Raw genomic sequence first — 25,295 nt, 5'->3', positions numbered from 1 at the left:
GAGGTTTCCTTGCTGAAGGCAGTTAAGTTTTTTGCGGTCGCATTCTCGTTTGCGATTGGTGTTGTCGGGGCGCAGCAGGCCAAGGCTGTGGAATATAAGGAACATGTGCTTGGCAATCCGGATGCGCCGGTGACGATCATCGAATATGCATCGCTGACCTGCCCGCATTGCGCCGCGTTCCACAATGAAACCCTGCCGGAAATCAAGAAATCGCTGATCGATACCGGTAAGGCGAAACTGATCTTCCGCGATTATCCGCTTGATGGTGTTGCTGTGCGCGCCGCTGCTGTTGCGCAGTGTGCCGGGGATGATCGTTATTTCGGTGTTCTGGGGATGCTGTTCAAATCGCAGATGACCTGGGCACGTGCAGCTGACCCGATCGAAGGGATCAAACAGGTGGTCCGTTTTGCCGGTATGGATAGCGACGCGGTTGATGCCTGCATGGCGGACGAGGCCCTGATTGATGGGATCGTTGCATCGCGCATGCGTGGCGAACAGGAATTCAAGGTCAATTCAACGCCGAGCTTCGTGATCGATGGCGAAACCTTTGCCGGTTCGCGCGATCTGAAATTCTTCGAAGACAAGGTCGAAGAACTGACGGATTGATAGTGATGATTTTGCCGGATGCCGCCAATGCAGTATCCGGCATTCAGGGGAAGAAGGGCGGACCGGGGGCATGATTGGTCCAGTTTAGATCGCTACGGCTGACGGGGTTCAAATCCTTCGTCGATTCAACCGAATTATTGGTAGAAGACGGGCTCACAGGTGTTGTCGGCCCGAATGGCTGTGGCAAATCCAATCTTGTCGAAGCGCTGCGCTGGGTCATGGGGGAAACCTCTGCCAAACAGATGCGCGGCTCGGACATGTCCGACGTTATTTTTGGCGGCACATCGTCCCGTCCTGCCCGAAATGTTGCTGAGGTTACTGTCGTTCTGGATAATGCGGAACGTAAAGCCCCGGCAATGTTCAACGATCACGAGACACTTGAAGTCGTTCGACGCATCGAACGCAGTGGTGGTTCGAATTACAAGGTTAACGGCAAGGATGTCCGCGCGCGTGACGTCCAACTGCTGTTTGCTGATGCGGCAACCGGGGCGCGGTCAAACGCCATGGTGTCGCAGGGCAAGATCGGCGCGCTGATCGGGGCGAAACCAAGCCAGCGCAGACTTGTTCTGGAAGAAGCCGCCGGGATCACCGGCCTGCATTCACGCCGCCATGAGGCCGAGCTTCGGCTTAAAAATGCCGAACAGAATATGGAACGTCTTGAAGACGTTCTGGTTACACTTGATAGCCAGATCGCATCCCTGCAAAAGCAGGCCCGACAGGCCGAACGGTATCGCAAACTTTCCGAAAGTATTCGCCAGACCGAGGCATTGCTGTTCCATATCCGCTGGACCGATGCCGACAAACGGCAGGCAGATGCCCGTGAATTGCTGGTGCTTGGTGAAAGTGCCGTGCGTGACCTGACCGGTCAGGTGACCGAGGCCACCACCATTCAGGCCGATATCGCGGCAAGCCTTCCCGAACTTCGCAAAAAAGAAAGCGATGCGGCAGCGGCCCTGCAGCGCATGCTGATCGAGCGTGAGGGGCTGGACAAGGACAAGGCTCAGATCGAAACCCAGATGTCGCAGCTTCGTGCGCGTATCCAGCAGATTGAGGCCGACCTTGCGCGTGAAGCCGAACTGGCAAGCGACGCCGAAGGGGCGTTGAACAAGCTTAAGGCCGAACGCGAAGAATTGGGTGAAGCTCAGGACGGCGAGGATGACGAGCTTGACGAGGCAAAGGAACGCGCCGTCGAGCAAGCCGCGCGGGTCGAGACGCTGGAAGGGCAGGTTGACGAACTCACCAACCGGGCAGCGGCCGAGGAAGCCCGTCTTAAAAGCGTTCAGCAGAGGCTAAGCGAACTTTCCGCCCGCCGGTCGCGCCTGACGGAACGCTATGACGAGGCGGTCGCCCGTCTTGATGATATCCGGGTTGAAGCCGATTTTACCGATGCCCTTGAAGAAGCCGGTCTGGCGCTTGAGGAATGCGAGGAACTTTGCGAGCAGCGCAAGCTTGCCATCGAAGATGCCGAGATGCGCCTTGCCGAATTGCGGGATCGTGAAGACAGCCTGAAAGCGGCCGAAACCGCATCGCGCGATGCGCTTCGTGATGTCGAAAGCCGCAGGGCACGGCTCGTGGCCGAAATCGAAGCGCTTGAAAGTTTGGTAAAGGGGAACGCCGATCAGCAATTCCCTGCGGTGATCGAAAAGCTTTCAGTGACAAGCGGTCTTGAAATGGCGATGGCTGCGGCACTTGGCGAGGACCTTGACGCGCCCGATGCCGAAGATGCCCCGATGCACTGGTCGGCGGTTGATCCCGGCGCGGATGACCCGGCCCTGCCCGATGGGGTTCAGGCGCTGGCAAAATTTGTTGAAGGTCCGGCATTGTTGAACCGCCGCCTTTGGCAGATCGGGGTTGTCGATGATGAGGCAACCGGCAACTGGCTGGCCAAAACGCTGAAAACCGGGCAGCGGCTGGTGTCGCGCGAAGGCGCGCTTTGGCGGTGGGATGGTTACCGAATCAAGGTTGGTGCGGAACTTCCAGCAGCCGCACGTTTGCGGCAGCGTAATCGACTTGAAGAATTGCGCCTTGAGCTTGAGGAAGTCGACGAGGCGGTCGAACTGGCGGCGGAAAAGGCCGATACGGCACGTGAAAATGTCGAACGTCTTGAGGAAGATGTCGAAGCCGCGCGCAATGGCGAACAGGAAGCCCATCGCGCCCTTCGCGAGGCAGAGGGATCTTTGGCTCGCGCGCGTGAGGAAATTGCCAATATCAAACGTGACGCCAGCGCCATTGAAGGCCGCCTGCAACATGCCGAAGAAGCCGAAAAGCGCGCCAAGCAGGACCTTGATGAACTGATCGCCGAGCAGGAAGAACTGGCGGCAACGCCCGAGGAATCGAGCGAAGGCCTGATGGAAATCAAGGCTGAGCTGATTGAAAAACGTGCCGAACTTTCGGATGCGCGCGCCGATCAGATGGAAGCGCGCAGCCAGCTTGAACGCATGCAGCGTGATGCATCGGGGCGTCGCAAGCGACTTGAATTTGTTGAAAGCGAAATAGCGTCCTGGAACGATCGCGCATCGGGGGCGGGCGAACGCGTTGCCCAGCTTCGGGAGCGTCAGGAAGAAGCGCGGATGGAGATCGAGGAGCTTGAGCTTAAGCCCGACGAGATCGAAGAGCGCCGCGCGATCCTTTCCGACCGTATCGAGATTGCCGATCAGACACGCAAGGATGCGGCTGATGAATTGGCACGTGCCGAAAATGCGCAGCGTGAAGCGGATCAGAACCTTAAGGAAGCGGAACAGAAACTGGCCGAGGCCCGCGAAGGCCGGGTTCGGTGCGAGGCTCTTCTGGAGCAGGCAGAACAGCATCGTCGCGATTTGATCGAACGCATTCGCGAACGGGTTAATGCCACGCCTGATCAGCTTGTCGAACTGGCCGAAATCGATCAGACCAAGGAATTGCCATCCGAAGACGATATCGAGGCCCGTTTGCAGCGTCAGTCGCGCGAACGCGAAAACCTTGGTGCGGTTAACCTGAGGGCCGAGGTCGAACTGGCCGAGATGGAAGAACAGAAAGACACACTGGTTTCCGAACGCGATGACCTGATCGCCGCGATTGATAAATTGCGCAATGGTATCAACCAGCTGAACCGGGAAGCGCGAAACCGCCTGAAAGCGGCATTTGACGAAGTCGACAAGCATTTCCAACAGCTGTTTGTTAGGCTGTTTGGCGGTGGTGGCGCGCATCTGATGCTGACCGACGCGGATGACCCGCTTGAAGCTGGTCTTGAGATCATGGCATCTCCGCCGGGCAAGAAATTGCAGCACCTTTCATTGCTGTCAGGGGGCGAGCAGGCATTGACCGCGGTTGCGCTTCTGTTTGCGGTGTTCCTGACCAACCCGGCACCGATCTGCGTGCTTGACGAAGTTGACGCGCCGCTTGATGACGCCAACGTGGACCGGTTCTGCAAGCTGCTTGAAGCCATTGGCCGTCACGCCAATACGCGCTTCCTTGTGATTACCCATCATCGCATGACCATGGCCCGCATGAACCGCCTGTTTGGGGTGACGATGGCGGAACGCGGGGTTTCGTCGCTGGTGTCAGTGGATTTGCGTCAGGCTGAGGTCTATTCTCAGAAAGAGCAAAAAGAGCTCGATTTTACCAACTGATCATTTGCTTTAGCCAAGTTAAGGATTTTGCTTTGGTGCAATCCGTTTGCCTCTTATTAAAAGGGCTGGTTTCAGATGAATCGGTTTGATGTCACGCGGTTTCTTGCCGTGGATATGAAGCTGTTAGCAGGAAGCCGGAGCGAAACCGCGCGGCAAAAGGCGGAAATCAATAAAAAGCGATTGATTTCACAATGGTTACTCAGAAGCCCAATTCAGCGGTTCAACTGGCCAGGAACCAAGGGAAACCGCCAGTTGTAAGCGGTTGTTTATGGAAAACTCTGATAAATGCAGCTGCGACTATCGCCTAACGTCAAATGTGAATGATCACACATTTTGACAGTAAAATTGTTATAAAACAGATGTTTAATGTCAATTTTGTGCCCCCGGCAAGGTGGGGTTTTACGGCTTGACAGCCTATGGGGCGCTAAGTATGTTGCCCGCGCATTTCCTTGCGACGTTTGCAAGGCTGCCACAGCGGGGTTCACGACAATGAGCGATGATAAAGATCGCGCTTCATTAGCAGAGCTTGAAAGCAAGTTGGTGGCCGTAGCAAGCAAGCGTGAAGAAACGCACAGCCCGAACCGGGCGACCGGCAAACCATCCCAAGGGATGGCATTAGGAATGAGAATTTCGGCGGAAATGATCGCTGCTGTTCTTGTAGGACTATTGATTGGCTGGGCGCTGGATCGGGTGCTTGGTACGACGCCCTGGCTGCTTGTTCTGTTTGTATTTCTCGGAGCAGGTGCTGGTGGTCTTAACGCTTATCGGGTGGCCAAAGGATTCGACAGTGCAGTCGGACTTGGACGCGCGATGGGGGAGCGCAAGCAGGGGGACAAGGATTAGCCTTGGCCCTCAAAAGATTGAGCGAGGATTACGGTGGCTGGACCGCTAGAGCAGTTTGAAATCAAGCCCTTGGCCGAGCTTTCGGTTGCCGGCATTGATGTTTCCTTCACCAACTCCGCACTTTGGATGGTGATCGCAGCCGTTCTCGTAACGGGCTTCATGACGCTCAGCATGCGTCGTGGGGCATTGGTACCTGGCCGTTGGCAGGGTGCCGCCGAGGTGATGTATGAATTCGTCGCCAATATGTTGAAAGATAACGTGGGGACCGCGGGTCGCAAGTATTTCCCGTTCGTTTTCACCCTGTTTATGTTTGTTCTGTTCGGGAACCTGCTTGGCATGATCCCGCACAGCTTTACTTTTACGAGCCATATCGCTGTGACTTTTGCGATGGCTCTGGTGATCTTTATCGGTGTGACCATTATCGGCTTCGTTCGCCACGGTACGCATTATTTCCGGATGTTCTTCCCGGCAGGTGCGCCGATTGCAACGGCCTTCATTCTGATCCCGATTGAAATCATCTCCTATTTCTCTCGTCCGTTCAGCTTGGCGATCCGACTGTTTGCGAACATGACCGTCGGACACATCATGCTGAAAGTGATTGGCGGGTTCGTCGGCCTGATCGGCATCTTCGGCGTCCTTCCGTTTGCTCTTCTGACGGGGATTACGGTTCTGGAGTTCGGCATTGCTGCGCTTCAGGCTTATGTCTACACCATTCTCACCTGCATCTATCTCCATGATGCAATCCACATGCACTAATGCTCGTGGACCGGTGTGATCTCTTCTGATTGCCTTTAAGAAATTCGAAAGGGTGAAGTTATGGAACTCGATGCTGCTAAGATGATCGGTGCTGGCCTGGCTGCTATTGGCATGATTGGTGCCGGTATCGGGGTTGGTAACATCTGGTCGAGCCTGATTGCGACTGTTGGCCGTAACCCGGCTGCAAAAGGCGACGTTGAACTGTATGGCTGGATCGGCTTTGCCGTTACCGAAGCTATTGCACTGTTCGCACTCGTCGTTGCGCTGATCGTTCTGTTCGGCTAATCGGCGCCTTTTGCGCGAATACTCGGCCCGGCGAGGATACCCCTCGCCGGTGTCGTTGAATTCGGGAGTAGGCTATGCCGCAGTTTGATATTGCGACGTTCTCGGAACAGATCTTCTGGCTGTTCGTTATTTTTGGCATCCTGTATTTCCTGATGTCGAAAATCGCGCTGCCGAAGGTTGGCGAAGTTCTGGAACGCCGTCACAAGACCATTGAAGACAATCTTGGCAAGGCTCGGGCGTTGAAAGACGAAACCGATGCCGCTATTGCGAAGTATGAGGCTGCCTTGGCAGAAGCTCGTGATGCCGCACAGGCAGATATTCGCGAAGCAACGGAAAAAGCAGCTGCAGAGCAAGCTGCGAAAACCGAAGCGCTGGTCAAGAAACTGTCGAAAAAGACCGCTGATGCCGAAAAGGCAATTGCCGGTGCGAAAGACGACGCAATGAAAGGTGTGGCTGAAGCTGCATCCGAAATCGCCCGTGAAGCAACCGACAAGCTTATCGGTGTCAAGGTTCAGGCCAAAACTGCCGACAAGGCTGTTTCGGCGATCGTAGGAGAGTAAGAAGATGGCAACCCCGCACGAGGTTACGTTCCTTACCGATCCTTACACCTGGACCACGCTTTCTTTCTTGCTGGTTGCCGGTTTCGGCGGTTTCAAGGCTGTTAAGGGTATTTCCGGCGCACTCGACAAGCGTGCGCAGAAAATCTCGGAAGAGCTGGATGAAGCACAGCGCCTGCGTGAAGAAGCTCAGGAGCTTCTGGCCAAATATCAGGCCAAACAGCGCGAAGCATTGAAGGAAGCGGATGAAATCCGCGCCCATGCCAAGGTGGAAGCCGACCGCATGCTGGAGAATGCCCAGGCTGAACTGAAAGCGTCGCTGAAGCGTCGTGAACAGCAGGCCATGGACCGTATTGCCAATCTCGAAACCCAGGCCATTGCCGAAGTTCGTGCCCGTGTGGCCGAAATCGCGGCACAGGCCACATTTGCACTGGTTTCCGAAAAGGTTACTGCTGCAAAGGCAGACGAGCTTGTCGATAGCGCAATTGCGGAAATCAAAGGTCGCCTGAATTAATAATTTCCGGTTTTCGGAATGCAAAACCCCCGCAGAACTTCTGCGGGGGTTTTGTTTGGGCGTGGTGTTGTCAGCCGACAAATCGGGCAGGGCGTGCTATCTATCCGGCGAACTGTTTGTCTCGGACATGTGGTATATCAAGATCGAGAACAGGTCCCTTGGGTACGATGCCTGTCGGGTTGATCATCAGGTGGCTTTCATAATAGTGGCCCTTGATATGTTCAAAGAACACGGTCTGTTTAATGCCGGGCACCTGATAAAGTTCGCGCGTATAGGCCCAAAGATTTGGGTAGTCCTTCAGCATTTTCAGATTGCATTTGAAATGCCCGTGATAGACCAGATCAAAACGGATCAGGGTGGTGAATAACCGCCAGTCGGCCTCCGTCAGGCGGTCCCCCGTCAGATAGCGATGGGTCGACAGACGATCTTCCAGCCAGTCCAGAGTGCCAAAAAGCGTTGTCACGGCATCTTCATAAGCACCCTGTGCGGTCGCAAAACCGGATTTGTAAACACCGTTATTAACATCGTTATAGACACGCTCATTGATCGCATCGATTTCGAGACGGAGGTCTTTGGGATAGTAATCGCCGAGTTTGGCACCCAGAGCATCAAAGGCGGTGTTGAGCATCCGGATGATGTCAGCAGACTCATTGCTAACAATCCGGTTGGTTTTCTTGTCCCACAGTACCGGCACCGTAACTCGCCCAGTGTAGTCGGGTTCTGCTGCTGTATAAATCTGATGCATGAAACGGTAATTGCCAAGATGATCTGGCAGCCCGTCATCTGGGGCAAATTCCCAGCCATTTTCAAGCATGCGCCAATGCACGACCGAAACTGAAATCATGTCTTTCAGTCCCTTGAGGGCGCGGAAGATCAGCGTGCGATGTGCCCACGGGCAGGCATAGGAAACATACAGGTGATAGCGTCCGGCTTCGGCGGGGAATTCTGCGTCTCTGTCTTGAGACAGCCAGTTCCGGAATGCGGAATCCTGCCGTTTGAACTTACCGCCGGTCGATTTCGTGTCGTACCATTGGTCTTTCCATTCTCCGTCGACCAAAAGGCCCATAATCGTATCCTCCGGTTTTTGTTGGTCCCGTGATATGCCGATTACGTGCGGCCGGGGTGGTTGTTCCCATCATCGTCATTTCCCCGTTGAACGCAATCGGGCGATATGACATTAATTTGTTTCCAAATGGGCAACAATTATTCGGTACTCGGACAGGGGCGAAGCAATGCTGATCGGCAATCTGGATGGAATGACGGTTTTTGCCCGCGTTGTGGAGGAGCAAAGCTTTTCCGGTGCCGCGCGCAAACTTGCCATGTCCAAATCCGCAGTGAGCAAGCATGTTACCAAGCTTGAAGACAGTCTTGGCATTCGTTTGCTTAATCGCACGACACGCCGGTTGAGCCTGACCGACGCGGGGGCAACTTTTTATCAGCACTGCGCGCGCGTGGTTGAGGAAATCGAAACAGCCGAACATGCCCTGACCGATTTACGGGGCACACCGCGGGGTACGCTCCGGATTTCGGCCCCGCTGACATTTGGCCAGCGGTATATGCCTGATCTGGTGTCTGAATTCATGGGCCTGCATCCGGGTTTGCATGTCGATATTCATCTGGCCGATCACATGGTTGATCTGGTTGCCGAAGGGTTCGATATGGCCATCCGCATTACCCGGTTAAAGGATTCCAGCCTGATTGCCCGCAAGCTTGCCGACTATAACGGTTATGTCGTCGCATCGCCGGGCTATATCGCCGAACATGGTGAACCCAAACATCCAACCGAATTGGCCAACCACCGAACACTTGCCTATACCAACCTTCCCAGCCCGAATGTCTGGGAATTTGAAGGGCCAGAAGGGCAGATCAATGTTCGCGTCAATCCAGTTATGTCGTGTAACAATGGTGACTTCACTTCGTTCGCGGCCACCCGGGGCCTGGGAATCGCGCGCGAACCGGAATTCATTGTTGCCGAGGCGCTTCAAAAAGGATCACTGGTCGAAATCCTGAGGGAATATAATTCGCTGGCCAGTGGCGGGATTTACGCCGTGTATCCTGAACGACGCCATCTGCCAACCAAGGTGCGCATTTTCATCGATTTTCTGGTGGAAAAGTTCCGTGGCGGATTATGCAATTTCCACAAAACGATGTATCCGGCTGAATAAGGCTACTTACTTTCAGTCCGCCAGCCGATCAGGCACATCACCCCCAGAAGAATAGCAATGACCGGAAGCGGCAATAGATTGGTAATGCCACCGATCACTGTGCGATAGCTTTCCGTTTCCATCAAACCCGCCCAATTGCTGCCAAACCAGACACGTTCTTCTTTTACGCGGCGGAAATCGGGAAGTCCCTTTTCGAGGCGATCAATGTATCCGCCATTGGCAAGAACCAGTTCGTGTAACAGATCTGGTGTGGAGTTGGTGTTGCGGCGTTCACTGGTCAATACATCTCGGTCGACATGTAATGCCGACTGTGTCCCCCCGTCGCGGTCAAGGGCCTGAACACGGATCAGGCCGCGTTCTGCGATGGGCAGTGTAGCCTGCCATGTCTGATCGGATTTCCGTTCAAAGGCAGTGCGCACAACTTCACCGGTTTCCGGATTGGCGCCGGTTGCGGTTGTCGGTTCAGCCCCGATCTTGCGCCAGATCAGGGTTAGACTTTTACCATCAGCACTGCGTTCGGTGGCGATGGTGTTTTCGTCAAGGGCAGGTTCCTTCATCAGCCAGTGTGACAGTCGGCGCAGCAATTCGGCAATCGGTCCCCCACCATCATGGCCGCGCTGCCAAAGCCACATCTGATCCGAACTCAGCATCGCGGCCCGGCCTTCTTCAACGCGCCGCAATGAAAGCAGCGGTAATTGATCCGCCCCGGTGAGAAGCGTCATAACGTCGTTGTCAGCTTCGCGGGTTTCGATCTGCCGATACCAGCGACCCCATTTAGGGGGGGTATTGAGCGATCCTGCAATCGGGGCTGTGACTGGATGAATGCGCCCGGCTGTATTCACGCGAGGGGCAAAAGGTTGTTCAATGACACGCCCCGTTGCGCGAACCGGCATCAAATCACCCAGAACTGTGTTTGAAAGCCCGTCAGGTCCAAGATATTCCGGTCCTGCGACCACAAGAGCCGCACCACCCCAGCGGACATAATCAACGACCTTTTCCAGATAATGGGGGGGTAAAACTCCGCGCATCTGATAACGATCAAAAATGATCAGATCGAATTGCCGCAGACGCACTTCAAACAGGTCACGGATTGGAAACGGGATCAGGGCCAATTCGTTGATCGGGGTATCGTCGCCTTTCTCTGGTGGGCGAAGGATTGTGAAATGCACCAGATCAACGCCGGGATCGGCACGCAGAAGGTTCCGCCATGCCCGTTCACCGGGATGCGGTTCGCCCGAAAGCAGCAGGACACGGAGCCGATCACGAACGCCGGTCGTTTCAAGGATCAGCCGGTTGTTGGTCTGATCTGATTCGTCAGGATTTTCATCCATGCGCAATTCGGCGATCACCGGCCCGGCATGGGGCACAGGAATGGTGACGCGGTGCGGCTCATTGGCTGGCAGCGTCAGATTCCGTTCGGTGCCATCTTCGTATAGCATGCGGACCGATACCGGGCTTCCGGTCGAAAGGTTGCGATCAATGGCTTCGACCATGAAATCCGCGTTCTTGCCAACAATGCCGTAATCGGCTGTCTGGCGAATTTGCAAACGACGGTCGTGTTCATCTTCACGCCCGGTGATGAGCGCATGCAGGGGGGCGCCAAGATCGAGATTGGCGGGAATATCGTGAACTTGACCGTCGGTAATCATGACAACCCCGCCCAGTCGTTCGCGCGGGATTCCGCCAAGAAGTCGATCAAGGGCGGCAAACATCAGGGTATCGGTTTCACCCGGCACATCTTCGATGCGCAGTTCAATACTTGGATCGTCGGCAAAGCGGTTGCGTATCTGCGAAATTGCCGCATCCGTCTGGTCTGTGCGGTTGCCGATATTCTGGCTATTGGAACGATCCACCAGCACAAGCACGATATCGCTTAACTTTTCGCGGTTCTGATCGGTAAATTGCGGGGCAATCACTGCCAGCAGCATCAACGCCATTGCGATTGCCCGCCAGATCGTACCCCGCAGGCGAAATACCGCAAAAAGCAGAATGGCGATAACACAGGCGATGGTAAGTATTTGCAGTAGTTCGACATCAAGCAATGGTGCGATCTGAAAATCCTGCCAGCTCTCGTTCATCGGCCAAGCCTTTCAAGGATTGCAGGCAAATGGACCTGATCCCCCTTGTAACTGCCGGTAAGCGCATACATCACCAGATTAATCCCAAACCGCCAGGCCATTTCACGCTGACGGGGGGAAATATCATCGGTGCGGCTCTCTGTCTGGATGCCTTCGTTCAGCATCCAGGCCGATGCCCAGTCATTCCCGCCAAACAGAACAGACGCAACACCGTCCAACCGTTGATCGGGCCTTGCATCAAGCCAAAGCGGCGCAGTAAAGCGGCCATAGGCATGGTCCAGCAGATAGAAACTTCGAAACAGGATATGATCGCCCGGTGCCTTGTCGAGAATCGGGATTTCCAGCCCGGCCAGTAATCGACGCAGGCGGGCGGGTTCTACTTCCTGATCACGGCTGTCAATCAGGATCATGCCACCGCTATCGAGATACCGGTTGATCCGCGACCGGGCGAAGTCGGAAAAAGGTTGCTGTCCGTCAACCAGAGGCCAATAGATCAGCGGATAAAAACTGAGATCATCGGCTTCTGGGTCAATAGCATCTGGAGCGGCCAGATCGGCGGCAGTCCGCCGACGCAGGATTTCGGTCAAACCGGCTAGTCCCGACTGACTGAGACGGTCAATCGGTGCAACATCCGTCTTGAGATAGGCGATACGTGGTTGCAAGGCGGCGGCCTGTGTCTCGACCGCCATGGCGTCGCGTCCATCCAGCAGCATCGTCATCGTTACTGAAGCACCGATAAATGCCAGTAGAAGGAGAGATGTCAGGGCATCTTTATGCCGCGCGCGTCTTAGGCTGACATGATGTACCAGTATCAAGGCAACCCCGTCAAGGATCAGAAGCAGCATCGCGACCATCAAGCACATCGCGGCAAGATCAATCTGGTCCTGATCGGTGATTTCGCGCATGTCCGTGTCGGACGGCCATCGTACCTGGCTGTCAAGATTTTCAAGGAATGAACCGAGGTTAAGCGCAACGGCCTGACCATTTTCGCCGTATATCCCCGGTGGGTGTCGTGGGTCAGGCATCGGCAAGGGGGTGCGCAAGGGCAGGATCGTTGCATCAGGTTGATGGGCACGACCAAAGCCATCAAGCACGGATTGGGGGGGCAGGCTTGTTTGCAGTTCGGCCCCTGACCGGTCACTTGGGCTTGCCAGAGGTAAAAGACGTTGCCAGATTTCGACAAACAGCCCTGACATCGGAAGGTTCGACCAGTCCGCCCATGGGGTTACATGGAAAAGAACAATTCGCCCGGCATTGCGCGGGGCACTTGTGATCAGAGGGGTGCCGTCGGTCAGGCGGGCCCATGTTTTGGCAACAATTTCCGGATCGGGTTCAGCAAGAAGTTGTCGGCTTACTGTGATTTCTTCGGGAATCGGGACGCCGAAAAATGGACTGGTTTCCGGAAATGCCAGAAGTCGTTTCGGTTTTTCCCAAGACATCGATCCGCCGAAATCCCGATTGCCAAGACGCAGTGTCACGGGCAGGAATTCCGGTTCGACCTCGGTCGTGCTGTCCCCGGCGAAGCGTACCAGCATGCCGCCATCCCGGACCCAGCGTTCGAGGACAGAATATTGGCTGCCAAGACCGGAAATCGGTCCGGTGGCGACGAGAATATCCATCCCGCTTTCAAGTAGCTTTCCAAGTGGGGCATAGGTTAGGTCCGCATAGGGGGAAATTGCCCGGTCCAGAAAGAAATATCTATCAGAGAGCAGCACCGGACTATCGCCGGAACTAACAATCACGCCGACTTTTCGCTGTTGCCAGCGGGCACCGGTTTGAAAGACCGTGGCAGCGGATTCTATGCCTTCTATTCCTACGGACTGTATCGAATTGGTGATGTCGTTGGGTAGTGGGATTTCGGTTCTGGTCTGATGGGTTGCTGGTTCAATTTTTAAGGTGTGACGCAACAGAACCTGACCACGTTCATTGCGCGCAAGAAGAGCAAATTCGCCTGGCGCATTCACATTCTGATGGGCCAGGGTGATATCAAGTCCGGTACGGTTGCGTGTCAGCGATTGAACCGCGATGCGGTTTTCACGTTTGGGACCAAGTACGGTAATCGGTGCAATGGTACCAAGTTCGTTGGCAAGATCGGCCTTGGCAGGTTGTTCCATATTATCCGTCAGCCACATAATGCTGCCGATGGAATTGGCCATATGCTGATGGTCCGCGATCCGGTTTGACAGGGCCATGTAATCAGGGGCCCAGGGGCGGGGATGCAGGCGATCAATAAAACGGTCAGCTTCGTGCGGTGATAGCGGGCCGATAATATCGGGTAATCTGGTTGTTGTTGCACCGTACGCTTCGGGTGCGGTTTGTGCGATATAGATACTGCGCAAATCAAGCCGTGCCTGATTGATGATCTGACGAAGGCCGGTGCGATATTCCTGCCAGTTCGCGGCCGATGACCAGCTGTTTTCGGCAATGATCAGAATAGCGCCCTCGTTGCGCGAAAATTCCGTTCTGTTAAGCACGGGGCGTGCGGCAGTAAGGATCAGCATGGTCAGGATGAGGCAGCGTAAAAGCGTTTGCCAGATAGGTGCGCGTTGCATGTCGCGGCGGTTGGCGCGCAGCCCCCGTAACAGTCGAGCTGCCGGAAAAACGATCTGTTTGGGCGGCCGTGGTGCGGATCGGATGATCAGCCAGACAATCGGCAAAACCAGAAGACCGGCCAGCATCGCAGGATATAAAAAGGTGATGGCCGCAAGGTTCATCGCGGCCTCGTCGGACTGTTGCGGTTCATCGCCGGACGGCCACGTCCGTTAGAGCCGCTTTGGCTTTGGCGTTCGCTTAGATGCTGATAAAGGGCAAGCAGAGTAGGGCTTGCACTTTCCGATGTTACATGCTGATCACACAGCCAGTCGTTTTCACGCGCAGCATCCCTGATGTCAGCGCGCCATGTTCTGGCGCGCTGGCGGAAACCTTCCCGAAGGTCTTCGAACCGTTCGCTTCGGTATATTATCTGATCGTCGGTATCCATGAAATTGACCCGACCGGTAAAGGGGGGCTCTATTTCAGCGGGATCAAGAACATGCACAAGTGCGCCGTCATTCTGATACTGGCCAAGGGTTTTGATCGCGCGGATCGGTGACTGACTGCTGTCGATGAATTCCAGAAAATCACCCAGCACCAGAACGGAATGTTTGCGACCGGCATGCATCGAACCGGCATGGTCGGTGATGTTACCCGGGCTTGCCAGCATGGCGTGGGCCAGTTTTTCAAGATGTTCGGCAGATGTGATGCGGGTCCGTTCGGCATCGAATGTTCCGACCGTTTCCCCGTTGCGCAGCAGCAGATCGGCAAGTGCGATGGAAATGACAAGAGTGCGTTCGGCCTTGAAAGGGATGTCTCGTGCAGACGACCAGTACATGGATGGCGATAGAACCGGCCAGATCCAGTAATTGTGGCTGGCCTGCCATTCGGTCTGACGGATAAAGGTATGATCGCTACGCGCGGAACGACGCCAGTCGATCTGGTTGGTCGGGTCGCCAGTGATATAGGGGCGGAACTGCCAGAAATCGCTGCCAGGGCCGACTTTGCGGTTGCCATGAAGGCCGCTTCGCAAGCTGATCGCCATGCGTCGGCTTTCATCGATCAGTTGCGGCAATCGGGCCGCAAGTGCCCGCGCTGCTGCAACATGATCGTGGACCGCAGCCAATGCCAATTCTTATTTCTCCTGCAGGTGTTCCAGCGCGTTGGTGATCAGGCCTCTGGCGGTGAAACCCTCGGCACGTGCCCCATAGGTCAAGCCGAAACGATGGCGAAGCACCGGAACGGCAAGGGCTTCGATATCTTCGATTGACGGGGCGAAGCGGCCAAACAGCATGGCACGTGCGCGACAGGCAAGCGACAGGGCCTGTGCCGCACGTGTGCCGGGGCCCCAGGCAACATTATCGCGGATATCGGCCATATGCGTGCTTTCCGGTCGGCATTCGCGGCAAAGTGCAATGATGGTATCAAGCACCCGGTCGGGCATTGGCAGACGCCGGACGAAATCCTGTGCTTCGGCCAGATCGTCGGCCTGAAGCACCTGCCGCGGGCGCACAGGATAGCGGCCAGTGGTTTCGGTTACGATGCGTCGTTCTTCATCCTGATCGGGATAGCCCAGCCGGACTTCCAGAAGGAAACGATCAAGCTGTGCCTCGGGCAGGGGATAGGTGCCTTCTTGTTCCAGCGGGTTCTGGGTTGCCAAAACGTGGAACGGTTCCGGAAGCTTGTGGCTGTAACCGGCGACGGATACTTCGCGTTCCTGCATGGCCTGCAACAGGGCGGACTGGGTGCGCGGGCTGGCGCGGTTGATTTCATCGGCCAGAAGCAACTGACAGAAAACCGGGCCCTTGATGAAACGAAATGCGCGTTTACCGTCTGCGCCTTCTTCCAGAACTTCGGAGCCAAGGATATCGGCCGGCATCAGGTCAGGTGTGAACTGGATACGCTTATCAAGCAGGCCAAGGACTTTTCCCAATGTATGGGCCAGTAATGACTTGCCAAGTCCGGGCGCCCCCACCATCAGGACATGTCCGCCGGATAAAATGCCGATAAGTGTTTGCTCTACGGCTTCATTCTGCCCAAATATAACAGATGAAACCATCTTGCGGGCCTCGTTCAACCGGCCAACACAGGCGTCAAGCCGCCCTGCGTCGCGTTCAAGGCTGCTGTCTTGTGAAAGACCCATTTCTTCGGGAAAACGTGGCGCGTTTGTCATGACAGGAAACTTTGCTTCCTCTGTTGTGCCGGTAATCGAAGCCGGTTACCCAATAAGGATGGTATCAGCGTTATAAAAGCGCGCAATCTTTTGGTTTCGGACCTAAGTGTATAGCATGAGCAGTAACGAAAAAACCGTCGATCTTGCCGAAAAGCTCTGGACCCGCCTTCGCGCCGGAAAACCGGCAGGTGGACGCCATCCACAGATATGTGGCGATATTCCCATGTCTATAGGTCGTGATGGAACCTGGTTCTATCAAGGTGGGCCGATTGGCCGTATCGAACTTGTCAAACTTTTCGCATCTGTCCTGCAACGCGACGAGGAAGGCGGGCACTGGCTGGTGACCCCGGCCGAGATGGCGCGCATTGAGGTCGAAGATGTTGCTTTCATTGCGGTCGAGCTGGAAAAAACCGGCGAGAGTACGGCATCTGTCATCCGTTTTCGAACCAATATTGATCAGTGGGTCGAGCTTGATAAAAATCATGGTTTAAGGGTTGAACACGATCCCGAAACTGGTGAACCGTCGCCCTATGTGAAGCTTGATCGCGGTCTTGAGGCCCGACTGAACCGGGCTGTATTTTATCAGTTGGTCGATATGGCCGACGAGCTTAAAGAACCGGAGACCGGCAAAATGCGTATTGGTGTTTACAGTAACAATCAGTTCTTCGAGATCGGAACGCTGGAGGCTGGAGAATGACACCGGCCCAGATCATTGCCGCGCTGAATGCGCCGCGTGATGATATTCTGCAACGGCGTGGGGACCACACGGTTGACTATCCGGGATCGAAATCACGCGCGCGCGACTTTGCCGAGGGGGAACTGATTGCGCGTCCGGCAGCCGTTCTTGTGCCGGTTGTGCGTCGCGACGAAGGCCTGCATGTGATTTTGACGCGGCGCACCGACCATCTCAGCGATCATGCCGGGCAAATCAGTTTTCCCGGTGGTCGTCAGGAAGACCATGATAGTACCCTCGAGGAAACGGCCCTGCGCGAGACCGAGGAAGAAATTGGTCTGGCACGGACACATATCGAGCTGGTTGGCCGTCTGGACGATTATTATACCGTAACCGGCTATCAGGTGACACCGGTCGTTGGACTGATCACACCACCTTTCGAACTTGCGCCGGATGCACATGAAGTGGCAGAAGTGTTTGAAGTGCCACTGGAATTCATCCTTGAACCCCACAACCAGAAACTTCAGACCGTGACCTTCGAAGGGGTAAAGCGCCGCTATTTTGCCATCCCGTATCAGGAATATTATATCTGGGGGGCAACGGCTGGAATGCTGGTGAATTTCAGCGAGGTTCTTAAGGCGAGTACTGAACGGTAATGATTGGAGACTATCGGTAATGCTGCGACAGATTATTCAGATTGCCATTCCCGTAATCCTGCCGTTTCTTGTTTACGGTCTTTGGCTTAAGTGGGCGCGGGCAAAGGCCATTCGAGAAGGACATGATGTTATTCCGCCCTGGGACAAAGGGCCGTGGCTTTTGCTGCTTGGTATTGGTGTGGCATTGGCGGCGGTAATCCTGATTGTAACGGCACTCGGGACTGGTGCATCACCTGATTCCATTTATCATCCGCCTGTATTAAAGGACGGTGTCGTTCAGCCGGGATTTTTCGAACCCAAGGAATAACCCGGAAAAAAGACATCCGCCTGCAAGGTTTCAGGCCAGCAAAGATTTATCGATGACCGAACTGACAGCAACCGGGCATCTGCAGCCCTACGGGGTGATGAAGCATCCCGACACGGGGCGAGTATTTGATGCAATTGCAGCACATGGCGGCACTGCCCGCTTTGTTGGCGGGATCGTACGCGATGCGCTTTTGAAACGCGATCTGATCGATGTGGATATCGCGTGCGACCTGAAGCCGGAAGAAACCGTTGTTGCCCTTGAAAAGGCGGGGCTCAAAGTTATCCCCACTGGGCTTAAACATGGCACGGTGACGGCGATAACCGATGCATCGGCCTATGAAATCACGACGCTGCGCATTGATGTCACGACCGATGGCCGTCATGCAGAAGTCGCCTTTACTGATAGCTGGCTTGGCGATGCCAGACGTCGTGATTTTACATTCAATGCGCTTTATTGCGATCTGGACGGGACGATCTATGATCCGTTTGACGGTGAAACAGATTTGCGCGAGGGCCGGGTACGTTTCATCGGTATTGCCGAAGACCGGATTGAAGAAGATTACCTTCGTATCCTGCGATTTTTTCGGTTTCAGTCATGGTTCGGGCGGCCCCCCCTTGATCCGATTGGTGCGGAAGCTTGCCGTAAGGGGGCGCAAGGTCTTCGGGGTATCTCACCCGAGCGTATTCGCGATGAGATGCTTAAATTGCTGCGTTCACGCAGCCCGGCCGCCACGATTACCGAAATGATCGGTTTTAATGTGTTACCGGTTATTTTGCCGGATCTGGCAGATACATCTCGGCTACGCATGATGGAATGGCTTGATAGTACGGCTCTTGCCGATCCGGCCATTCGGCCCGATCCGCTGCGCCGTCTTGCAGCCTTGTATCGTGTGCCGGAAAATGTTGAGGATGATCTGCAGGCGGCAACCGAATTTGGCAGGGCATTGCGATTGTCCAACGACGAAGCCGACCGTTTCGCGGCAATGATTTCCAATGCCAATCTTATCAGTGCCGATTTGTCCGAGGATACGGTCCGACGTGATCTTTATCGCATCGGGCCGGATGCCTTTCGCGATGCGGTTTTGATTGCCTGGGCGGCGCGTGCGGCGATCCCGCCACGGGCCAGCAGTGGCGAAAACCGCGATTGGCAGGCTTTGTTGCAGGCGGCAACAGATTGGGTGGATGTTAAAATGCCAATTCAGGGGCGGGATCTTCTCGCAGCGGGTTTTGTGACCGCTGGGCCGACAATGGGCTGGTTGTTGAAGATGGCGGAAGAATACTGGATTGCCAATGCCTTTGCGCCCGGTCGTGAGGAACTGATGAATTATTTGGCGGCGCAGAATGCCGCAAAGTTGCAGGAGTAATCATGGCCGAAGGCGTTACAGGTCATCGTATTTGCTGTTTTGGGGACAGTCTGGTCAATGGCGTGCGCGATGGGGATAAAGGTGGTTGGCCAATACGGCTAGGTCGCCGGTTGCTGGACGAGGCCAAGCGCGAAACGACGATCTATAATCTGGGCATTCGTGCCGAAACCAGCGAGGGGCTGAAAGCCCGTTGGAAGTTCGAGGCCGAACTTCGCATGGTGCCGGAATTCCCGACGGTTTTGATGTTCAGTTTTGGTGTGAATGATGCCAACCATGCCGAAGACCGTGGTGAGGAAACTACCATGCGGGTTTCCCCCGCCAAATCGGCGGCAAATGCAGCAGAGATCATAGGCGAAGCATCCAAATTGGCGCCGACCTTGTGGATCGGACCGCAGGCAGTCATTGACGGCGGCAAGTCTAGTAAGGAAATCAACGAACGCCTTGAAGGGCTAAACCAGATATATGCCGAAACGGCGCGGGGTTTTGACGTGCCTTATCTTGATCTGCATGCAATGACGCTTGCCGATCAGGATTGGCAGCGCGCGCTTCGTCGTGGAGATGGCTATCACCCGGACCGGGCCGGTTATGACCGGATTGCAGAACTGATCTGGAACTGGGATGGGTGGAAACGTGCCCTTGGGCTTTAAGGCCGGTTTATCGTTGCTGTCAGGTTAGACGTAGAAATCAACAAGACTGCCACGGTTGTTGGCACCGCTGGCGAAGGTGTGACTGGACTTCCCGTTGGCCCCGTAGCTGTTGGCGGCATCATCGGTCTGATTATTTTCAAGTGTCAGGGCAGTCTGGCCATCCTGAAACCGGCGTTCATTGCGGGCTGTTTCCGCGGCACGCTGAACGCGTTCGATTTCTTCGTCAGAAAGCTGGATCGAGTTTGCGACCTGCTCGACGGATTGCTTCTGTTCCTGCTGCGTCTGGGATGCACGTGGCGATACCGGACTTGCCGGGCGAACCGGAATCGGTGGCAGAATTTCAGAAGTGCTGGTAACGCTGACCATGATGGCGGGACGGCTCGCTACATTTGTTATAACGGGCAGCAAAACAGGTGTGCTGCATTTTCCGGATTTTAGCGTCAGCGATTTTAAAGAAAAGCGTTATTTGCAACGATAACGCGTATCGCCTGTTATCCGGGTTCCTGTATCATCGGCGCGATATTGTCCGGCGCGTAATGGCCCGCGGCAAAGCGGGTGACGCTATTTTTGGCAATCGTTTTGAGTTTTGCGGCCTCGATCGAGATATGGTCAAGCGTAATGTCTGTGCGTTCCGGCGGGATACGTACCAATGCCGCACTAACCGTCATCAAAGGAAATTCGCTGCTTTCTCCGTTGCGCCCCTTGCCGATCAGGTAACCCTGATCTCGGGTTTGGGCGTCATAGAAACTTTTGATCTGTTCATCGAACATGGATTGGGCACGTTGAACCGCACTTACGGCATCCTCGAAGTCAATTGACTGGACATAGGCAAAGAAATCATCGCCGCCGATGTGACCAACAAACCAGTCATTCTGGCTTAGCGCTTTACCCAATATATCCTTGAAAAGCAGTATGGCGCGATCCCCTTGCCGGAAACCGTAAAGGTCGTTGAAGGGTTTGAAATTGTCGAAATCAAAGTAAACGGCAAAGCGACGACGGCGCGGTTTGGCAAGTGCGTTGGCCGCGTAGCGATAAATCGCACTGTTTCCAGGAAGACGGGTCAGCGGATTTTCATCGCGCGCATTTAGCGTATTGCGTTCATTAACCGCGCGCAGCAGGGCACTTTGATCAAGCACGCCAAGGTAAACCCCCTTTTCAGTCAGGATCACACCGTCAAGCGAGTTTGCCGTGACAAAGGTTTCAAGCAGTTCTGACAGACTGGTATTGATATCGGCAATTGGGCAGCGGCGCAAAAAACGGCTGATATTTGTGCGGTTGGCCGGGTTTTGCAAAAGCTCGCGACCAAATGGCGTGTATATGAAAGCCTTGAAATCCGAATCCCTGATCACGCCAAGCGGTTCGCCCTGCCTGTTGATAACCGGTGCAATGGCGATGTCGGTATTTTTCTGGAAATAGGACAGGATTTCCACCGGATTGATGTTGTTTTCGATCGGTGGCGTCTCGAGCAAATAGGACCGCAAAACATCGCCGTCGCGTTCTACCCCGCGCCGGTTTTCTATCGCAACCCCGGAAATGGCAGGGACGATATCTGTACGTTCCGGCAGGTCGACCGATGGCCGTGCAATGAAAAATCCCTGCACCAGATCGCATCCAATCCGTCGACAGCACAAAAACTCTTCGCGGGTTTCAACGCCTTCGGCCACGACCTGTGCGGCAATCATATGCGCGAAAGCCGTGATTTGGGATACAAACAGTTCCTTGCGCCGGTCGCGATCAATCCCGTCGATGAAGAACCGGTCGATCTTGATGATGTCTGGTTCGCATTCGTAAAGCGCGCGAAGCTGGGCAAAGCCGCTGCCATAGTCGTCGATCGCAACCTTGAAACCCTGACTGCGATATCGCGTCAGAATATCCTGAAGGTATTGGGCGTTGCTGATGTCGTGACGTTCTGAAATTTCAAGAAAGATGGTGTCGCGTTCAAGACCGGCCTTACGCAGCAATTCGGCGGTGCGGCCCGGCTGATAATCCGGGGTACGGACCACACGACTGTCAAAATTGTAAAATAGTTTCAATCGGCGTGCTTCGGGCAGGCGGGCAAACTTTGTAATCGCCTTTTCGCGCAGCATCATGTCAACACCGTGCAGATTGCCGGTTTCCCACGCCGTATCGAAAAGGGACTGGATCGAGTCAAAGCCGCTGTCTTCCCAGCGACGCAAAAGCGCTTCGTAGCCAAATATGTGGCCGGTATGCGGGTTGACGATCGGTTGAAAGGCAAAGTCGACTTTTTCGACGATCTGCTTCCAGTTCCGAAGGCGGAGTGCCGAGCCGGCAGCTCTGTCCGCGGTCAGTTCATCCTCCGCATCAAATGCCAAGGCTATTCCCCGATCTTGAAAAATTTACTGAATCCTCTGAACGGCAGGAGCATCACGGTACATGCAAAGCTCCTAACGCAGGATCGGCAACAACCTGATGACAGTACAGTTACGAATATATGACATCCGCAGAAAACCGACACTTTTCACAGCATTTGGTCGAGGTTTCTTATACAGAGAGCTAGACAAATTTTGAGATTCTGGCGGGCGGAGTCAGCCACGTTGCAGTTGAGCAAGCGGATGGTGTTCCTGCACAAGGCCACGTAACCGCGATTCGAGGACGTGGGTATAGATTTGTGTCGTTGAAATATCCGAATGGCCCAGCATCTGTTGCAGGCTGCGCAAATCGGCCCCGTTTGCCAGAAGGTGGCTGGCAAAGGAATGACGCAAGACGTGCGGGGAAACCCGTGACGGGGCAATTCCGGCTTCGGCGGCAAGGTCCTTGACCATATTGAGGAACATCTGGCGCGTCAGATGACCCGATTTACCGCGCGACGGAAACAGATAGGGTGATTGACCGGGCTGGTTTGCCTTGGTGACCGGAATAAACGATGCCCGGACTTCAAGATAATCCCTTAAGGCATCACGGGCAGGATCGGACAGCGGAACGAGCCGCTCCTTGTTTCCCTTGCCACGAACGATCAGCATTTGCGGGTCACGCGCCGCAGCGGCAAAAGGCAGTTCAACCAGTTCGGAGACGCGCATGCCGGTGGCATACATCAGTTCTACCATCGCCAGAAGGCGTTTGCCCTTGATGCCGTCATGATTGGTGGCAGTGACAATCAGTCGATCAATTTCATCAATGGTTAGGAATTTTGGCAATATATTGCCCTGCCTAGGGCTGTCTATATGGGCAGATGGATCGTCATTGCGATATCCATCGGCATAAAGGAATTTGTGCAACTGCCGGACGGCGGAAAGCCGACGGGCCTGGGTTCGCGGCGCCAAACCGGCATCGCCAAGCGATGCCATATATTTCCGGACATGGATGTCCTGCGCACCGATCAGGTCCGATTTTTGCGTTTTCAGACTTGCAACATAATCTTCCAGATCACGGCGATACGCGTCGAGCGTATGAATGCTTGCCCCACGTTCTGCTGCCATCATTTCCAGAAAGGCCGCGACAAGATTGCTGTTAAGCGGCTGCGCCACGATATCTGTCCGTTATTGGCTTCGAGCCATCAGGATTTCGACGGCAAGACGGCGTGCCTCGCGGTTAAGCCCGATATGGTTGAGTGCGGCAACCGCGTCCGAAAGATCCTTTGGATCACCGTTGGGAGCCCCTGCAACCTGCTGCGCATGAATGGCAAGGGCGACGGTTTTGCCGCGCTGCATATTCATTGCTGCGGTTTCCAGATGATGGTTGACTGCCGTGCTTACGGTTTGGCGTTCATCAAGATAGGGCGCGGTCAAAAGCGCATCCCAAAGTGCAATCGGGACTTCAATGCCAAAGCCGTCAAACAGGCTAAAGATCAGTTCTGAATCACGTTTTGCCTGAATCTGATCGCCGCGGGCAGCGTCCATTTCCTGCCATTCGGTCATACGGGCGCGGTGTTTGGCCTGTGCGTCGTTCATCGGTGCAGAAGTTTTGGCCGGTGGCGTAAGAGTTACAGCACCGCCCAGTCCATAACGGACAGGCGTTGTTGCCCCATCGTCGGGCAGATTAACCGTGACACTGCCATTCGACCCGTCGGCTATTTCGGTGGCGGTTGGTGTTCCGGTATCTTCAAGTCCGGCAAGTGCCAGAACCGGATAAAGAAGGATCAGACGGGATTCGATATCGTTGCCCGGATTGGAACTGTTTTTGGCGGTTTTCAGCCAACCGGAGGCACGTTCCATATTGTTTGCCGCAATCGAGGATTTTAGCGCATCAATCGCAAACCACGAAAAATCACTATTCACCGGGATATCGGTCAGCAGATCGGACGTCAGGCGTGATACCTGAACGAAATCACCATTGATGATTGCAGATTCATAAAGGGCAGCAAGGATTTCCGCACGGACTGCTGCAACGTCACTTTTGGCGGCCGCCTGATACAGTTTGGCATATTGGCGGGCCTGAACTCCTTCGGGGGCTTCGTCAAGTGCATTGGTTATCGCATCTGCGTCAAAAGAGACGTCGCTATAAATCTTGCGCAGCTGTGCGGCTTCGATCAGGCCAAGTTTTTCAGCCTTGCGGGCGGCTTCAAGGCGCACATCGGTCGACGTTGCACGCGCATTGATCATGCCCAGAATGGCGGCGGCATTACCGGTTTCAAGTTGATTGGTCGGAATGCTTTGCTTGGCGATTTCAAGAAGCGCAATATAGATCGAGCGCAACGTGTTCAGCGAGTTCATAATGTCTTGTGACGGGGCCGATCCATTCCGGATTGCAGATACCAGACCAAAGAAGGTTTTGTCGGTTTCGCCTTCCATTTCACGGACCAGATCTGTCGAAAACGATGCCGATGTCCGGTCATTGGCATGAAGCGCGCACATGACAGCGGCTTTGAGCCAGAAAATATCGTCGAAGCTGTTGCTGTAACCATCGATGGCCGCACAGGCATCATCAAGTTTTCCGGCAATCATCAAAGCATTGACTTCGGCCTGTGCCAGCAGCGAGCCCCGTGCCCCTTGTGGTGTGGCACGGACCAGATCAATCGCACCGTCCAGTTCACCCATATTGATCAGCTTGGCAGCACGTGTTTCAAGCATGCTGATTTCCTTGTGATCATCGGGAACGGCCGCGATGCTTAACAACAGGCGACGTGCAAGGTCGCGGCCCGTATGCGTTGCGGGCATTGCCGGAATATCTGTCAGAAGACGTGCCGCCGTTTCCCGGCTTGTGCCGTTCCACATATCGGCACCAAATCCGCCACGTTCACGTCCCAGTGTGCCAACGGCCTCGGCATCAACAGCTTGCAACGTAACCGTCTGGACCGCGTCGGGGTCGCTTGGGAATGTATCTGGTAGTGTACCGGTACCCTGACCAAAATTGCTGTTTTGGCCCGAATTGCCGCCTGTTGCAGGGGCGGTCGCATCCGGTTGCGAATTTGCGTTCTGTTCTGCTTCCTGTTTCAAAAACAGCGGCACCGGTGCCTGCGCGTTGGCAAAAGCCACGGGCAAGGTGATTCCTGTCCCTGCCATCATTGTGACGAAACAGGATTGCATCAGCAGGCGAGAACGCAAGCGCATGTCAGTTGAACCTCGAATTCGGGAT

At 54.9% G+C, this 25,295-nt stretch carries 22 protein-coding genes; 13 read left to right on the top strand and 9 right to left on the bottom strand.

Annotated features, from left to right (window positions below):
- Positions 1-9 precede the first annotated feature (9 nt).
- From TH468_RS03835 to TH468_RS03800, 7 genes are all read left to right on the top strand, one after another.
- Positions 10-606 carry a thioredoxin domain-containing protein gene (locus TH468_RS03835; RefSeq protein ID WP_085642255.1) on the top strand — a complete coding sequence of 199 codons (597 nt, stop codon included), beginning with the start codon at positions 10-12 and terminating at the stop codon, positions 604-606.
- A gap of 74 nt (positions 607-680) precedes the next feature.
- Positions 681-4,214: a chromosome segregation protein SMC gene (gene smc / locus TH468_RS03830; protein WP_085642254.1), complete on the top strand. Its 3,534-nt coding sequence runs from the start codon at positions 681-683 to the stop codon at positions 4,212-4,214.
- A gap of 489 nt (positions 4,215-4,703) precedes the next feature.
- On the top strand, positions 4,704-5,057 hold the full coding sequence (locus TH468_RS21900) for an AtpZ/AtpI family protein (protein WP_007089068.1): 354 nt from the start codon (positions 4,704-4,706) through the stop codon (positions 5,055-5,057).
- 33 nt (positions 5,058-5,090) lie between these two features.
- Positions 5,091-5,813, top strand: coding sequence for a F0F1 ATP synthase subunit A (locus TH468_RS03815; protein ID WP_007089067.1), 723 nt, complete (start codon positions 5,091-5,093; stop codon positions 5,811-5,813).
- A gap of 60 nt (positions 5,814-5,873) precedes the next feature.
- Complete coding sequence (locus tag TH468_RS03810; protein ID WP_007089066.1) at positions 5,874-6,098, top strand: ATP synthase subunit C family protein; 225 nt, start codon at positions 5,874-5,876, stop codon at positions 6,096-6,098.
- Positions 6,099-6,172: 74 nt separating this feature from the next.
- Positions 6,173-6,658: an ATP synthase subunit B' gene (locus TH468_RS03805; RefSeq protein ID WP_007089065.1), complete on the top strand. Its 486-nt coding sequence runs from the start codon at positions 6,173-6,175 to the stop codon at positions 6,656-6,658.
- 4 nt (positions 6,659-6,662) lie between these two features.
- Complete coding sequence (locus TH468_RS03800; protein ID WP_007089064.1) at positions 6,663-7,169, top strand: F0F1 ATP synthase subunit B; 507 nt, start codon at positions 6,663-6,665, stop codon at positions 7,167-7,169.
- 100 nt (positions 7,170-7,269) lie between these two features.
- On the opposite strand, the gene TH468_RS03795 is transcribed toward TH468_RS03800, so the two are convergent.
- On the bottom strand, positions 7,270-8,235 hold the full coding sequence (locus tag TH468_RS03795; RefSeq protein ID WP_085642252.1) for a glutathione S-transferase family protein: 966 nt from the start codon (positions 8,233-8,235) through the stop codon (positions 7,270-7,272).
- A gap of 166 nt (positions 8,236-8,401) precedes the next feature.
- Between TH468_RS03795 and TH468_RS03790 the strand changes: the two genes are divergently transcribed.
- Positions 8,402-9,334, top strand: coding sequence for a LysR family transcriptional regulator (locus tag TH468_RS03790; protein WP_085642251.1), 933 nt, complete (start codon positions 8,402-8,404; stop codon positions 9,332-9,334).
- Positions 9,335-9,336: 2 nt separating this feature from the next.
- Here the strand turns inward: TH468_RS03790 and TH468_RS03785 are convergent, their stop codons facing one another.
- The 4 genes from TH468_RS03785 to TH468_RS03770 are packed head-to-tail and all read right to left on the bottom strand — an operon-like array spanning position 9,337 to position 16,117.
- Positions 9,337-11,412 carry a hypothetical protein gene (locus tag TH468_RS03785; protein ID WP_085642250.1) on the bottom strand — a complete coding sequence of 692 codons (2,076 nt, stop codon included), beginning with the start codon at positions 11,410-11,412 and terminating at the stop codon, positions 9,337-9,339.
- Positions 11,409-14,126 (bottom strand): DUF4159 domain-containing protein, encoded by a 2,718-nt coding sequence (locus tag TH468_RS03780; RefSeq protein WP_085642249.1) that lies wholly within the window; start codon positions 14,124-14,126, stop codon positions 11,409-11,411. The genes TH468_RS03785 and TH468_RS03780 overlap by 4 nt, the downstream gene beginning before the upstream one ends.
- A complete protein-coding gene (locus TH468_RS03775) occupies positions 14,123-15,076 on the bottom strand; it encodes a DUF58 domain-containing protein (RefSeq protein ID WP_085642248.1) in 954 nt (317 codons plus the stop codon). The genes TH468_RS03780 and TH468_RS03775 overlap by 4 nt, the downstream gene beginning before the upstream one ends.
- Before the next feature lie 3 nt (positions 15,077-15,079).
- Positions 15,080-16,117: a MoxR family ATPase gene (locus TH468_RS03770; protein WP_139834623.1), complete on the bottom strand. Its 1,038-nt coding sequence runs from the start codon at positions 16,115-16,117 to the stop codon at positions 15,080-15,082.
- Positions 16,118-16,232: 115 nt separating this feature from the next.
- On the opposite strand from TH468_RS03770, the gene TH468_RS03765 reads away from it, so the two are divergent.
- From TH468_RS03765 to TH468_RS03745, 5 genes are read left to right on the top strand one after another with little or no spacing between them, the layout of a single operon-like run.
- Entirely contained in the window at positions 16,233-16,814 is a 582-nt protein-coding gene (locus TH468_RS03765) for a DUF1285 domain-containing protein (RefSeq protein ID WP_085642247.1), read from the top strand.
- Entirely contained in the window at positions 16,811-17,446 is a 636-nt protein-coding gene (locus TH468_RS03760) for a CoA pyrophosphatase (RefSeq protein ID WP_085642246.1), read from the top strand. The genes TH468_RS03765 and TH468_RS03760 overlap by 4 nt, the downstream gene beginning before the upstream one ends.
- Before the next feature lie 19 nt (positions 17,447-17,465).
- Positions 17,466-17,753, top strand: coding sequence for a hypothetical protein (locus TH468_RS03755; RefSeq protein WP_085642245.1), 288 nt, complete (start codon positions 17,466-17,468; stop codon positions 17,751-17,753).
- 52 nt (positions 17,754-17,805) lie between these two features.
- On the top strand, positions 17,806-19,116 hold the full coding sequence (locus TH468_RS03750) for a CCA tRNA nucleotidyltransferase (protein ID WP_085642244.1): 1,311 nt from the start codon (positions 17,806-17,808) through the stop codon (positions 19,114-19,116).
- A gap of 2 nt (positions 19,117-19,118) precedes the next feature.
- Complete coding sequence (locus TH468_RS03745) at positions 19,119-19,763, top strand: GDSL-type esterase/lipase family protein (RefSeq protein ID WP_085642243.1); 645 nt, start codon at positions 19,119-19,121, stop codon at positions 19,761-19,763.
- A gap of 24 nt (positions 19,764-19,787) precedes the next feature.
- Here the strand turns inward: TH468_RS03745 and TH468_RS03740 are convergent, their stop codons facing one another.
- From TH468_RS03740 to TH468_RS03725, 4 genes are all read right to left on the bottom strand, one after another.
- Complete coding sequence (locus tag TH468_RS03740) at positions 19,788-20,129, bottom strand: hypothetical protein (protein WP_063095297.1); 342 nt, start codon at positions 20,127-20,129, stop codon at positions 19,788-19,790.
- Positions 20,130-20,254: 125 nt separating this feature from the next.
- Positions 20,255-22,096, bottom strand: a complete 1,842-nt coding sequence (locus TH468_RS03735; RefSeq protein ID WP_085642242.1) for a GGDEF domain-containing protein — start codon at positions 22,094-22,096, stop codon at positions 20,255-20,257.
- A 213-nt stretch (positions 22,097-22,309) separates the two neighbouring features.
- Entirely contained in the window at positions 22,310-23,248 is a 939-nt protein-coding gene (gene xerD, locus TH468_RS03730) for a site-specific tyrosine recombinase XerD (RefSeq protein WP_085642241.1), read from the bottom strand.
- A gap of 12 nt (positions 23,249-23,260) precedes the next feature.
- The gene (locus tag TH468_RS03725) at positions 23,261-25,195 is read right to left on the bottom strand and encodes an antifreeze glycopeptide (protein WP_085642461.1); all 1,935 of its coding nucleotides are present in this window, start codon (positions 25,193-25,195) and stop codon (positions 23,261-23,263) included.
- Between the last annotated feature and the right edge of the window lie 100 nt (positions 25,196-25,295).

Source organism: Thalassospira sp. MCCC 1A03138 (assembly GCF_002115785.1).
Classification (GTDB): domain Bacteria; phylum Pseudomonadota; class Alphaproteobacteria; order Rhodospirillales; family Thalassospiraceae; genus Thalassospira.
This window is presented reverse-complemented; position numbering and strand designations above follow the sequence as displayed.